At 60.4% G+C, this 13061-nt stretch carries 10 protein-coding genes; 7 read left to right on the top strand and 3 right to left on the bottom strand.

The window, feature by feature from the left end:
- Both gatA and gatC read right to left on the bottom strand, forming a co-directional pair.
- Complete coding sequence (gatA, locus tag M0G74_RS13680) at positions 1 to 1464, bottom strand: Asp-tRNA(Asn)/Glu-tRNA(Gln) amidotransferase subunit GatA (protein WP_248218129.1); 1464 nt, start codon at positions 1462 to 1464, stop codon at positions 1 to 3.
- A 64-nt stretch (positions 1465 to 1528) separates the two neighbouring features.
- A complete protein-coding gene (gene gatC, locus M0G74_RS13675) occupies positions 1529 to 1816 on the bottom strand; it encodes an Asp-tRNA(Asn)/Glu-tRNA(Gln) amidotransferase subunit GatC (RefSeq protein WP_160155031.1) in 288 nt (95 codons plus the stop codon).
- A gap of 374 nt (positions 1817 to 2190) precedes the next feature.
- Here gatC and M0G74_RS13670 point away from each other — a divergent pair, with 374 nt between their 5' ends.
- From M0G74_RS13670 to M0G74_RS13640, 7 genes are all read left to right on the top strand, one after another.
- Positions 2191 to 3225: a rod shape-determining protein gene (locus M0G74_RS13670; protein ID WP_160154307.1), complete on the top strand. Its 1035-nt coding sequence runs from the start codon at positions 2191 to 2193 to the stop codon at positions 3223 to 3225.
- 107 nt (positions 3226 to 3332) lie between these two features.
- Positions 3333 to 4163, top strand: coding sequence for a rod shape-determining protein MreC (gene mreC, locus M0G74_RS13665; protein ID WP_282450215.1), 831 nt, complete (start codon positions 3333 to 3335; stop codon positions 4161 to 4163).
- Between the two features lie 5 nt (positions 4164 to 4168).
- Positions 4169 to 4648, top strand: a complete 480-nt coding sequence (gene mreD, locus M0G74_RS13660) for a rod shape-determining protein MreD (protein ID WP_248218114.1) — start codon at positions 4169 to 4171, stop codon at positions 4646 to 4648.
- 229 nt (positions 4649 to 4877) lie between these two features.
- Entirely contained in the window at positions 4878 to 5543 is a 666-nt protein-coding gene (locus tag M0G74_RS13655) for a nucleoside triphosphate pyrophosphatase (RefSeq protein ID WP_248218112.1), read from the top strand.
- Positions 5544 to 5556: 13 nt separating this feature from the next.
- A complete protein-coding gene (gene rng / locus M0G74_RS13650; protein WP_160154305.1) occupies positions 5557 to 7044 on the top strand; it encodes a ribonuclease G in 1488 nt (495 codons plus the stop codon).
- A gap of 48 nt (positions 7045 to 7092) precedes the next feature.
- Positions 7093 to 11517 carry an AsmA-like C-terminal region-containing protein gene (locus M0G74_RS13645; RefSeq protein WP_248218107.1) on the top strand — a complete coding sequence of 1475 codons (4425 nt, stop codon included), beginning with the start codon at positions 7093 to 7095 and terminating at the stop codon, positions 11515 to 11517.
- Positions 11518 to 11721: 204 nt separating this feature from the next.
- The gene (locus M0G74_RS13640) at positions 11722 to 12561 is read left to right on the top strand and encodes a hypothetical protein (protein WP_248218105.1); all 840 of its coding nucleotides are present in this window, start codon (positions 11722 to 11724) and stop codon (positions 12559 to 12561) included.
- A gap of 182 nt (positions 12562 to 12743) precedes the next feature.
- Here the strand turns inward: M0G74_RS13640 and M0G74_RS13635 are convergent, their stop codons facing one another.
- The gene (locus M0G74_RS13635) at positions 12744 to 13025 is read right to left on the bottom strand and encodes a peptidylprolyl isomerase (protein ID WP_160154303.1); all 282 of its coding nucleotides are present in this window, start codon (positions 13023 to 13025) and stop codon (positions 12744 to 12746) included.
- Positions 13026 to 13061 lie beyond the last annotated feature (36 nt).

The raw sequence follows: 13061 nt of genomic DNA, 5'->3' as shown, positions 1-13061 counted from the left end.
TTATTTCCGCAATTCCGCTGCCGGGGCTGTTTTTTGATGCCAGTCGCTGTTCTGCTGGAACTGGTGCGCCACATTCAGCATGCGCGCTTCATCCAGGTAGTTGCCGGTGATCTGCAGGCCGACGGGCAGACCGTGGGCAAAACCGCAGGGCAGGGACATGCCGGGCAGGCCTGCCAGGTTGGTGGCAATGGTGTAGATATCTTCCAGGTACATGGCCACCGGATCGGCATTTTTTTCGCCCAGCTTGAAGGCGGGGTTGGGCGCGGTGGGGCCCATGATCACGTCTACCTTGCTGAAGGCGTCGACGAAATCTTGCTTGATCAGGCGGCGCACCTGCTGGGCCTTGTTGTAGTAGGCGTCGTAGTAACCGGCGGACAGGGCATAACTGCCCACCAGAATCCGGCGTTTTACTTCCTCGCCGAATCCCTCGCCGCGGGAGCGCATATACAGGTCGCGCAGGTCTGCGGGGTTCTCACAGCGGTAGCCGTAGCGCACACCGTCAAAGCGCGACAGGTTGGCGGAAGCCTCCGCCGGTGCGATGACGTAATAAGCGGGCACAGCCAGATGCGTGTGGGGCAGGCTGATCTCTACCAGCTGGGCACCGAGCTTTTCGTATTCTTTCAGCGCTTCCTGCACCCGTACGCCGACTTCGCTATCGAGACCTTCACCGAAATACTCTTTGGGCACGCCGATCTTGAGGCCGGCAATGGTGTCGTTCAGGTTGGCGGTGTAATCCTGCTGCGGGCGGTCGAGACAAGTGGAGTCTTTTTTGTCTGCACTGGCCATGACTGACAGCATCAGTGCCACGTCTTCCGCGGTGCGGGCAATAGGGCCGCCCTGGTCGAGACTGGAGGCAAAGGCAATCATACCCCAGCGGGACACCCGGCCGTAGGTGGGCTTTAGACCGGTAGTGCCGGTGAGCGCGGCCGGCTGGCGGATAGAACCGCCGGTATCCGTGGCGGTAGTGCCCGGCACCAGCTGCGCGGCAACCGCGGCCGCGGAACCGCCGGACGAGCCGCCCGGCACCCGCTCCAGATCCCAGGGGTTCTTGACCGCGCCGTAAAAACTGGATTCGTTGGAAGAGCCCATGGCGAACTCGTCCATATTGGTTTTGCCCAGGCTCACCGCGCCGGCCTGCTGGAAGTTATCCACAACAGTGGCGTCGTAGGGGGGCACGAAGTTGTCGAGCATCTTGGAGCCGCAACTGGTGCGTACGCCACTGGTGCAGAAGATGTCTTTGTGGGCGATGGGCACACCGCACAGGGCCGGGGCGTCACCCTGGGCCAGGCGGGCATCGGCAGCGGCGGCATCGCGCAGGGCCTGCTCACCGGTGACGGTAATAAAACTGTTGTAGTGGCCGTCCAGCTGCTGGATGCGTTCCAGCAGGTGACTGGTAATCTCGACACTGGAGAATTGCTTGTCGCGCAGACCGCGGATGATCTCGGCGATGGTCAACTGATGCATGGGAAATCCGGTTTCTTGTCTATTCTGTATTCGCTTGCGGGTGGCCGGTTGGTCGGGGACCTGATCAGTCGATGACCTTGGGCACCAGATAGAGACCTGCCTCGGACTGGGGGGCGAGGGCGATGAATTCTTCGCGACGATTGGGCTCGGTGACCTGGTCCCTGCGCAGTACCTGGACTTCGTCCAGGGGGTGGGCCATGGGCTCGACGCCATCGGTATTGACGGCCTGGAGCTGGTCCACCAGCTGCAGCACGTCGCCCAGGCGGCTGCTGACTTCGTCTATGGTTTCTTCGGAGATGGCGATGCGGGCCAGCTCGGCCAGTTTTTCTACGGTTTGCGCGTCCACGGCCATGGGGTAGAGACTCCAGCTTCTCATTGGCTAAATTGTGGCCAGGCCCGAAATCTGGGGCCGGCAGGGAAAAAGAAGGAGCGCAAATTTACCATAACTATGGGGGAATCTCTTTATGCTTATTATTCAGCCTTGCCCTCAACCCCCGCCGTTGTTAGAGTTTGCCGATTCTGGCCAGAGCTCTGAGACATCTGGCTTATTTGACGAAGATCGGACAAAAACGCTGTCCGGAACACAGAATTATTTGCGCGGACTAATTACCCTGTAACGCTTCCCTCAACCGGGGGCGCTGGCAGGGGGCCCGGTCAGCGCTATGCGGCACCTGAACCCGATTCCACTTCAGGTGTTGTACTTCAAGATTAAGGTAACCGAATTCCATGTTTAAACGTTTGCGGGGCATGTTCTCCAGTGATCTCTCTATCGACCTGGGTACTGCCAACACGCTGATCTACGTGCGCGATCGCGGCGTAGTCCTCGACGAACCCTCTGTTGTAGCCATTCGCCACTATAACGGCACCAAAATCGTGGAAGCGGTCGGTGTAGAAGCCAAGCGTATGCTGGGCCGTACCCCGGGTAACATCACCGCCATCCGCCCGATGAAAGACGGGGTTATTGCCGACTTCCAGGTGACCGAAAAAATGCTGCAGCACTTCATCAAGAAAGTGCATGAAAACAGCTGGATGCGCCCCAGCCCTCGCGTGCTGGTGTGTGTGCCCTGCCAGTCCACCGAAGTGGAGCGCCGCGCAATCCGCGAGTCTGCCCTCGGTGCCGGTGCCCGTGAGGTGTGGCTGATCGAAGAGCCCATGGCTGCGGCCATCGGCGCGGGTATCAAGGTAGAAGAAGCCAGCGGTTCCATGGTGGTGGACATCGGCGGTGGTACCACCGAGATCGCCATCATCTCCCTGAACGGTGTGGTCTATTCCGACTCCGTGCGTATTGGCGGTGACCGCTTTGATGAGGCCATCGTCAATTATGTACGCCGCAACTACGGCAGCGTCATTGGTGATGCCACCGCCGAGCGGATCAAGGAAGAGATCGGCTGTGCCTATGCCGGCAGTGAAGTGCGCGAAATCGACGTGCGCGGTCGCAACCTGGCGGAAGGGGTGCCGCGCAGCTTCACCCTGAACAGTGATGAGATTCTGGAAGCGCTGCAGGAGCCGCTGTCCGGCATCGTGCAGGCGGTGAAAAGTGCGCTGGAGCAATCTCCCCCCGAGCTGGCTTCCGATATCGCCGAGCGCGGTATGGTGCTGACCGGTGGTGGTGCGTTGCTGCGGGACCTGGATCGCCTGCTGATGGAAGAGTCCGGCCTGCCGGTGATCGTTGCCGACGACCCGCTGACCTGTGTTGCCCGCGGCGGTGGCCAGGCGCTGGATATGATGGACAAGAGCCGCCTGTATCTGGTTTCCAACTGATATCGAGCGCAAAGCGGCGGCACAGGACCGGGTGCCGCCGAATCTATACACGCAGGGACTTGCGTGCACGAACAATAAAACACCGTCTTTGACCTGTTAATGGGGAGCTGCCCATTAAGCCGCTATTTACCCGAGGCCCGTCTCCGGAATCCCGCATCATCGTGCTGGGACTGGTGGCGGCTGCGCTGATCGTTATCAATCTCTACACCGATTGGCTGGATCCGGTGCGCGAGCGCCTTTCCAGTCTCGCCGCGCCTTTCTACTGGATCACCGGTACGCCCTCCCGAGTCGGGGACTGGGCGGAGGAAACGCTGCGTACCCGGGAAGAGTTGGAAGAGGAAAACGGCCGCCTCAAGCACCAGGTCATGCTGCTGGAGCAGCAGACCCAGCTGCTGGCGGCGGTACGTGCGGAAAATACCCAGCTGAAAGAGCTGATGAACTCGGCCGAGAGTGTCGACCAGCGGGTGCTGGTGGCCCAGGTCATCGGCGTTTCCCCCGATCCCCTCGAGCATGTGTTGATCATCGACAAAGGCCGCAGCGATGGCATCCGCCAGGGCGCAGCCATCATGGATGCCAGCGGCTTGCTGGGCCAGGTGATCGAAGCCGGCGATTTCTCTAGCCGGGTGCTGTTGATCACCGACGCCAACCATGCGCTGCCAGTACAGGTACTGCGCAACAGCGTGCGCGCCGTGGCCGAAGGTACCGGTGATCTTTACCGCCTCAAGCTCCGCCATCTGGCGAATACCAGCGATATCCGCGAGGGTGACCTGCTGCTCAGCTCCGGCCTCGGCGGGCGCTTCCCCGCCGGTTACCCGGTGGGCGAGGTTATCTCGGTGAAGCGGGATCCCGGTCGCGCCTTCGCAGATGTGGATGTGCAGCCGCGGGGGCTGATGAACCGCAGTCGCTTTGTGCTGGCGGTCATCGACAGTCAGGACTGAAGACCATGGATGCCCACAATCGCTGGTTTATCCTGCTCACAATTTTCGTTGCCCTGCTGTTGGCGGTCATGCCTTTGCCGACCAACTGGTTGTGGTTTCGCCCGGCGTTCTGTGCGTTGCTGGTGATTTTCTGGACGACCCGTATGCCTCAGGAGCTGGGGGTGGGCTTTGCCTGGATGGTGGGTCTGGTAGAGGATCTGGTGACCGGGTCCACGCTCGGGGCCCATGCCCTGGCGCTGGGGGTACTGGCTTACTTCAGCCTGCTGACCTATAGACGCACCCGCGCATTCAACCCCGCCCAGCAGCTGATGTGGGTGTTTGTGCTGGTGGGAATCAATCAATTGTTGGGCAACTGGGTGCATAGCCTCGCGGGCAAGACGGTACCGGGCCTCACCTTTTTGTGGCCGGCGCTGACCACCGCGTTGCTGTGGCCGTTGGTAACCCCCTGGTTGCATTTGATGACATCGCGCCTGCAGGTACGTTAGCAATTCCCAGCTCCTGCATTGGCGCCGGGCGCCACCGGGATTAACCTGCCATTAATGCAGTGCGACTAGAATGCGCCTGCCTGGGCCCGAATCACAGGGCAAAAAACTGTAAAGACCAGCGGTCAGTGCGGTTAATTTTCGAGCGCTACCGCTATAATCTGGCCCAATGCCGATTCCGTGTCGGCCGTTTGCAGAACATTCAGACCATTAATAACCATAAGTAGTGTCCGTGCCAGACTTTGAACCCCGAGTGCCGCCATCCGATGCGCGGCCACAACGCCTTATTCTGGCCTCCGCGTCACCGCGGCGGGCGGCGTTGTTGATGCAGATTGGGGTGCCTTTTTCCACCGCAGCGACGGATATTGTGGAAACTCGGTCGCCCGGGGAAAGCCCAAGAGATTATGTTCTGCGACTGGCAGAGGAGAAGTCGCGCGCGGGCCTGGCGCTGGCCGGTATCGAGGGTGACCGCAACAGTAACCTTTGGTCCCTGGGGGCGGATACCCTGGGTGTTGCTGGTGGCGAGATACTGGAAAAACCCCGGGATTTCACCGATTTTGCCCGCATGATGCGCCTGATGTCTGGAACTGAACACTCGGTGCTCACCGCAATCTGCCTCTCCGGTGCCGAGGCCAGCTACCGCAAAGTGGTGGAAACCCGAGTGCGGTTCCGCGCGCTGGACCGGCGCCTGATCGAGGGCTACTGGAATACCGGCGAGCCCGCCGATAAAGCCGGCGGCTATGGGATTCAGGGCATGGGCGCGCTGTTGGTGGAGTCCATCTCCGGCAGTTACAGCAATGTGGTCGGCTTGCCCCTGGAGGCGCTGGCCGGATTTCTGGAGCAGGCGGGTATCGAGTTCTGGCAGTTTGACAAGCGGTCAGACGCAGGGATGATTTAGGAGTTACGGCCCCATGAGCGAAGAATTACTCATCAATGTGGCGCCGATGGAAACCCGCGTGGCGCTGGTGGAAAACGGCGTACTGCAGGAAGTCTATCTGGAGCGCACCGCCCGCCGCGGTATCGTCGGCAATATATACAAGGGCAAAGTGGTGCGCGTGCTGCCGGGGATGCAGGCGGCGTTTGTGGATATCGGCCTGGAGCGCGCCGGATTTATCCACGCCTCGGATATTGCCCCATTGGACAAAGACGGCATGGAGTCCCGCGAGGGCGAAGTGGCGGATATTCGCGCCCTGGTGCGTGAGGGCCAGTCCCTGGTGGTGCAGGTGGTGAAAGACCCGATTTCCAGCAAGGGCGCGCGGCTGACCACGCACCTGTCGGTGTCGGCTCGCTATCTCGTGTATATGCCGCAGACCCGGCACATCGGTATTTCCAACCGCATCGAGGATGAAGGCGAGCGCGAGCGACTGCGCGCGCTGGTGGATCTGGCATCCGCCAAACTGGAAGAAGAGGGCCACAGCGGCGACGGTGGCTTTATCCTGCGCACTGTGGCGGAAGGGGTAAGCGAAGAAGAGCTGCTGCGGGATATTCCCTTCCTGTACAAACTCTGGAAAGAGCTGGAGCAGCGGGTCAAGGCCGAAAAAGAACCCGCCATCATTTATGAAGACCTGCCGCTGTTTATGCGCGCCCTGCGCGACCTGGCGCGGCCCCACACGGAAAAAATCCGCATCGACTCCCGCGAGGCCCACGCCCGCGCGGCCAAGTTCTCCAGTAAGTACGCCCCGGAAATTGCCCCGCGTATCGAACACTACCCCGGCGAACGGCCGCTGTTCGACCTCTACGGGGTGGAAGAGGAAATCCGCAAGGCCCTGCAGAACAAAGTCACCCTCAAGTCCGGCGGTTACCTGATCGTTGAGCAGACCGAGGCCATGAGCACCATCGATGTGAACACCGGTGCATTTGTGGGACACCGCAATCTGGAAGAGACCATCTTCAAGACCAACCTGGAAGCGGCCACTGCCATCGCCCGCCAACTGCGCCTGCGCAATCTGGGTGGCATCATCATTATCGACTTTATCGATATGCAGGACCCGGAGCATCAGCGCCAGGTGTTGCGCACCCTGGAGAAATCCCTGGAGCGGGACCACGCGAAAAACAGTATCACCGGAGTATCCGAGCTGGGCCTGGTGGAAATGACCCGCAAGCGCACTCGTGAATCCCTCGGTCAGATACTCTGTGAGCCCTGTTCCGTGTGCGCGGGTCGCGGCACCCTGAAAACCGCAGAAACCGTGTGTTACGAGATTTTCCGCGAGATCATTCGCGAGGCCCGCGCCTACGACAGTGACAAGATTATGGTACTGGCCAGCCAGGTGGTGATTGACCTGCTGTTGGACGAAGAGTCTGCCAATGTGGCGGACCTGGAAGAATTTATCCGCCGCCCCATCCAGTTTCAGGTGGAGCCCATTTACAACCAGGAGCAGTACGACATTGTACTGGTGTGACTTGCTACCAACCGGCACCGCCGCGCGCTTACCGCAGGCCTTGGGGGGATGCTCCTGATGCTGTGGCTGCGCTGGTTTGCCCGCAAGTTCTGGTTGCTGGTGGTCGCGATCGTGATCTCCCTCGCGATCCTGGTGCAGACCGGGCGCATTTTGTCGCCCCAAGTCGGCAAATACAGCCCTGAAATTGGCCACTGGCTGTCCGCACGCCTGGGCGCTCCGGTTTCCCTCGAGCATATCTCCCTGCGTTGGCAGGCGCTGGAAGTGGCGCTGCAGATCGATGGGCTCAACATCGGTGCCGAGAGTCAGGTCAAATTGCAGCGGGGCCTGTTTCACCTGGATCTGCTGGCGAGTCTCTGGAACCGCGAGCTGATCTGGAAAAACCTAGAGGTGGATGGCTTTTCCGCACATCTCGAGCAGCGCGCCGAAGGTGGTTGGCAAGTGCATGGATTCCCGCTGACGGCCAGGCCGGAAGGGGAGCCGAGTTCGGCCGCGGCGACACGCCTTGGGGATCCCGCGCGGATATTTCAGCTGGGCCCGAAAGTTCTGGTGCGGGATGCCCACATCGGCCTGACCCTGACCGATGGCCAGTCTGCGAACCTGGATCTGCCGGAAATCTTATTGGAAAACAGCGGCAGCTTTCACCGCCTGGTGGCGAAGGCATTCGTGAGCGGTGCCATGGAAAGCCTGCACACTGGTGAAGAGAGCCTGCGTCTGGTGCTGGAAGGGCGCGGCAATCCGCGCCGCGCCGAGGATTTTTCCCTGCGCGGTTATGTGCAGCTGAACGAGTTGCTGGTCGACGCCGATCTGGTCAACCTTCTGTACCAGTTATCCCCACTGCCCGAGAAATTTTACTGGCCGGGCCGCAAGCTGGCCGGGGGGCGACTGTGGCTCAACTCGGATGCCAAGTCGGGCTACAGTCTGCGCGGGGATCTGAGTCTCGCCCAGGTAGCGGCCCCTGACACGGTACCGGGATCGGAATCTGCGCAGGAATCGGCGCCGGGATCCGCGGGTGCCCTGGAAACCCTGAACGCGCTGTCCAGTAATCTCTCCGGGCGCTGGCGGCCGGGTCAGTCGTGGGAACTGGTATTGCAGCAGCTGGGGCTCAATTGGCAGCAGCTGGAAGTGCCTGACATCAATTTACAGGCCAGTGGCGACCAGTCAGGTAATCTGCAGCTGGCGGTGGATCAAATCGAACTGCAAGCCTGGCACCGGGTACTGCGGGTGCTGGAGCTCATTCCCGAAAAGGCCGACGAGTGGCTGCGGGCGCTGGAGCCCAGCGGCGACTTGCAGAACGTGCGTCTTTCACGCATCGATGGTGAGGTCTCGGTGGCGGCCAACCTGCATCAGGTCAGTGCCGGTGCCCACCGCGGTGCGCCAGCAGTTTCCGGCGTTAACGGCTTCCTTTCTCTCAATGGCCAGGGTGGCTGGGTAGAGCTGGACAGTCACGACGGCTTCAGCGCCCACTTCCCCTTACTCTATGACGCTCCCTTTGCCTTCGCGGCGGCCCGGGGCACCGTTGCCTGGGATATCGATCGCGATCACAACACGGTGTCTGTGTATTCCGGACCTCTGATGCTGGATGCGGCTTCGGGCAAGGCTGCGAACGCCGTAGCGGCCGCTGGCGGCGGCTCGTCTCTCTCTGGCGGAGCCTCTTCTCCTTCGGGCGGAGCCTTTCGTGGCCAGTTCCTGCTGCAGATCCCGCTGGTGCCACACTCCCGCGCGGCAGACTTCACTCTCGCCCTGGGCTTGCGCAATGTGACGGTAACGGACCAGCGCAATCTGGTGCCCACGGTGGTGAGCAGTGATCTGCGCAAGTGGCTGAATGAGAGCGTTGGCCGCAACAACGACGGACAGATTCCCAGTGCCGGGTTTGTCTACCGGGGTTACAGCTACAAAGATGGTGACGACAAGGACTTGCTGGCGCTGGGACAGCACGACAATCGCCAGACGGTTCAGCTACAGGCGGATATCGCCAATAGCAGCCTTAAATATGCCGCCGGCTGGCCCGCCGCGGAAAATGTTCAGGGGCATCTGGGGATCAATGACCGGAATGTTTTGGTGGTGGCGCCCAAAGCACGCCTGTGGCATGTGGATGGGGCCAATGTAGCGGTGCGGGTTTCCCCGGAGGCGGAAGGCTCAAGGCTCGATGTGCGTGCACAGCTGGCGGGGCCGGCTGCGGATGGACTGAAGCTGCTGCGGGATTCGCCACTGCGCGACAAGCTGGGTAGCGCCTTTGATCACTGGGCGCTGGACGGGAACATGCAAGGCAGCCTTCATATCACGCAGCCCTTGGGTGGCGCGCGTTTTGAACCCAGCCAGCAGGTGGATCTGGCGCTCTCCGGCGCGAGGCTGTCACTGCAGAATCTGCGGCTGGACATAGACCAGCTGAATGGCAATGTGCGCTATCACAGTATCGACGGTCTCAAAGGTTCGAACTTCCGCGGGCAATTGTGGGGGCAGCCGCTGCGCGCAACCATTCAGCACCTGGGGGCAGGGGAGGAGCGTGATACCCAGGTGGTGATACACGGTAAGGCGGAAACCGCGAGTATTGGCGAGTGGAGCCAGCGACCGGAATTGCAGTGGCTGGATGGCGCGCTGGACTATACCGCCCGTATTACCATTCCCGCTCAAGCCAAAGAGAAACCCTACGCGGCGGTGCTGGAGCTGTCCTCAGACCTGGAACAGGTGGCGGTCAACCTGCCAGAGCCCCTGAAAAAGCCCGCCGGTGACAAGTCCCGCTTTGTGATGCGGGTGCCGATTGGCGAGCAGGGCAATCTCTACCACCTCAGTTATGGTGAGCATTTGCAGGGGCAAATCTGGCAGGTAGATGGGCAATTGGAGCGCGCGGCCATTGCGCTCAACGCCGAAGCGAAACTGCCGGAGTCACCCGGAATATCCATTATCGGCGACCTGCCGCGGGTGGAATTGCAGCCGTGGAAGCAGGCGCTGGCGATCTACACCGATGCGAAAAACCCCCAATCCGCCGCCGCTGCTCAGAAGGTTGCGGCCGATCAGACGCCTGACGCTGAGGGGGCTGGTCTGTCCCAGCAGCCGGAGGAGGGTGGCGAGCCCGTCCTGCCGATTTCCCTGGACCTGAGTACCGACCTGCTGCAGGTTTCCGAGTCCACCCGTATTGAAAATATCCATGTGCGCGGTCGCGGGCTGGGTGGGGACTGGCAGTTGGCGTTTGATAGCGAAACCGCCGCCGGTGAACTCGCCGGCGCGCTCAACTCCACCACACCACTGAAACTGTCACTGGATCACTTGCGCCTGCCGGCCCTCCGCAAGGGAAGCGAAGGCGATGCCGCAGTCGCAGAAACCTCTGGTGAAACCGCCGATGCCGCCGCGCAAACGCCCGCTGTAGATCGTTGGTCGGGCTTCGATTTCGCCAGTCTGCCACCGGTGGATTTCAGCACTGAGGGCCTGTGGCTGGGGGATGAGTCCATGGGCCCCTGGTCCTTTCAGCTGCGACCTTCGGCGGAGCGTCTGGTGATCAGCGAGATTCGCGGCGCCATGCGCGGTATTCAGATCGAGGGGCGTGGCGAAGGAGAGAATCGTCTCGGTGCGCAGCTGATGTGGATGCGCGATGCGCAGGGGCGGGAGTCGTCCCAGTTTATCGGTCGCCTGCGTGGTGAAGACCTGGGGCAGGTACTGGAAGCCTGGGGCCAGGAGGCGGCGATGCAAAGCCGCAGCGCCATATTTGACACCGCTCTGCGCTGGGATGGGTCGCCGGCAATGGTCAACGCCAATGGCCTGTCGGGGGAGATCGGTATTGATATCCGCAACGGCAGCTTCCTGCGCGCCGAAGATAACGCGGGTACATCACTCTTGCGGCTGCTCTCACTGTTCAATTTCGACACCTGGGCGCGGCGCCTGCGGTTAGATTTTTCCGACCTGGTACAGAGCGGTCTGACCTTCGACCGGGTGCACGGTGAAGTGTACTTTGAGGGTGATGGTGAGCTGTTGATTGCAGTACCCATTCAGGTTGAGGGGCCCACCAGCGAATTGCAGATGGCCGGGCGGGTCAATCTGCAGCGCGAAGACCTGAACCTGACACTGGTGGCCACATTGCCTGTGGGCAACAACCTGGCGTTTGTGGCGGCACTGGCCGGTGGCCTGCCGGCGGCGGCCGGGGTCTATCTGATCAGTAAAGTGTTCAAAAAACAGGTGGATCGGGTGGCGAGTGTCAGCTATCGGATCAACGGTGAATGGTCGGACCCGAAGGTGCGCTTTGACAAACTGTTCGATGATGGCGCTGCCGGGCGCGAGGGGCAGAACGCGGTCGCTACCTCAAAGGCGCGCAGCGAGCTCGAGATAACACATCCGCAGCCGATTGCGCCGAAAACAGCGGACTCTGCGCGGGCCAAGGAACCTGTGCCTTCTGGCAGCAAGTTCAGCGGTGGTGTCGATGCGCGCCGGGGCGAGGGTGCGGTTACTGAGAACGCTGCGCCGCGGGATTGGGGCGCCGGCTGACCGGGGCAGGCTCGCCGTTGCGCCGCAGTGGCAAGGTGACCGGAAATGCCGCGCTTGTCAGCTTTTGGCGAAAAAATGCCCGTCAGTAGTTGCAAAAACCGAACAATTATTCGATATTTGCGTTTCTCATCACGATTCGCATAACCACTCTCGCTGCGGAGAGTCGGGAAAAATAATAAACACGCTATCAGAGGTGCGTCGCCAATGTCTGAGGTGGTCTCTTTGGCCGGGATTCCCGTTAATCGTTACACGCTTTTTCGTCTCTTCAAGTACACCGTTTACTTCCTGCTGACTTATAACGTCTACGCCTTCTTCCTGGAAAATCATGCGGCGGCGGGCACGGTATTCGCCGATGGTGTCAGCATCGGAAAAATCATCGAAGCCTACAATGACTCCATCGATACCCTGGCCTGGGTGCTGCTGCTGTTGGTGTTTGAGCTGGAAACCTGGGTGTTGTCCGATGAAAAGCTCAAGGGATCTACCAAGTGGCTGCTGAACGGTATTTCCGTTTTCTGTTATGTGTTTATCGTCTACTCCTTCTACGGCTATGTGTCGGAGATGGTGTCCCTGACCCATCTGCTGCCGGTGACGGAAAGCGCCTGCGATCTGGTGGCGAGCGGTGGCTGGTCGATGGTGTTGGAGCAGGATGATTATGTGGCGCTGACCGCGGCCAATTGCGGTTCGCTGGCGGATGCCCATCTTTTGCGTCTGGCGGATGCGCAGATTGTGGGTGATGCGGCGGTGTGGCGTGAGATTCAGTGGCTGGCGTGGGTGGATGTGATCAATGCCGGCGCCTGGCTGCTGGTGGTGGCGATTCTGGCCTTTGATGTCTGGCTGCAGCTGCGTCACCAGTTGTCCGATTCCATTATGCGTTATTCCCAGGTGATCAAGGGGCTGTTGTATTTCACCTTGCTGCTGTGCGCCATTTACTGGGGTATTAATGGCAGCTTCCTGGATTTCTGGGATGCGTTCCTGTGGCTGGTGGCCTTCTTCTTTATCGAAATGAACCTGTTTGAGTGGCAGGCTGAGACCAGCGCTGAGTAATTTAAAGCTTAAGTGGTGGCGGTATCGCTGCCGGGTGTGCTCTTGTGCGACACGCCGTATACCCATCCATGGGGGCTCGGCTGCGGCCGTCCTGGCCGCAGACGGTCGCACAAGAGCACACCCGACATCGATACCTTCACTTCTGAGATTGGCGCTTCAAATAGATCCCAGAAGCTCTGCGATTAGTCCTTACGGCTGGTGACTTCTAACAGGTGATAACCAAACTGGGTTTTCACCGGGCCGTGCACCTTGTTCAACTCATCGTTGAATACGACCTTGTCGAATTCCGGCACCATCTGACCCTGGCTGAATTCACCCAGATCACCGCCGCTGCGGCCGGAAGGGCACTTGGAAAACTGCTGGGCAATTTTGCCAAAGTCGGCACCATCTTCGATCTGCTTTTTCAGATCCAGGCATTGGGCTTCGGTTTCTACCAGAATGTGGCGGGCTGTTGCTCTAGGCACGGGATTCTCCCTTATCTATAAAAATGAAATTTCCTG

Origin of the sequence: Microbulbifer sp. CAU 1566 (genome assembly GCF_023156515.1) — a bacterium.
Lineage (GTDB): Bacteria > Pseudomonadota > Gammaproteobacteria > Pseudomonadales > Cellvibrionaceae > Microbulbifer.
This window is presented reverse-complemented; position numbering and strand designations above follow the sequence as displayed.

Excerpts from the sequence above, each read along its gene's own strand:
- gatA (WP_248218129.1), bottom strand. The coding sequence starts at position 1,464 with ATGCATCAGTTGACCATCGCCGAGATCATCCGCGGTCTGCGCGACAAG.
- gatC (WP_160155031.1), bottom strand. The coding sequence starts at position 1,816 with ATGGCCGTGGACGCGCAAACCGTAGAAAAACTGGCCGAGCTGGCCCGC.
- M0G74_RS13670 (WP_160154307.1), top strand. The coding sequence starts at position 2,191 with ATGTTTAAACGTTTGCGGGGCATGTTCTCCAGTGATCTCTCTATCGAC.
- mreD (WP_248218114.1), top strand. The coding sequence starts at position 4,169 with ATGGATGCCCACAATCGCTGGTTTATCCTGCTCACAATTTTCGTTGCC.
- rng (WP_160154305.1), top strand. The coding sequence starts at position 5,557 with ATGAGCGAAGAATTACTCATCAATGTGGCGCCGATGGAAACCCGCGTG.
- M0G74_RS13645 (WP_248218107.1), top strand. The coding sequence starts at position 7,093 with ATGCTCCTGATGCTGTGGCTGCGCTGGTTTGCCCGCAAGTTCTGGTTG.
- M0G74_RS13640 (WP_248218105.1), top strand. The coding sequence starts at position 11,722 with ATGTCTGAGGTGGTCTCTTTGGCCGGGATTCCCGTTAATCGTTACACG.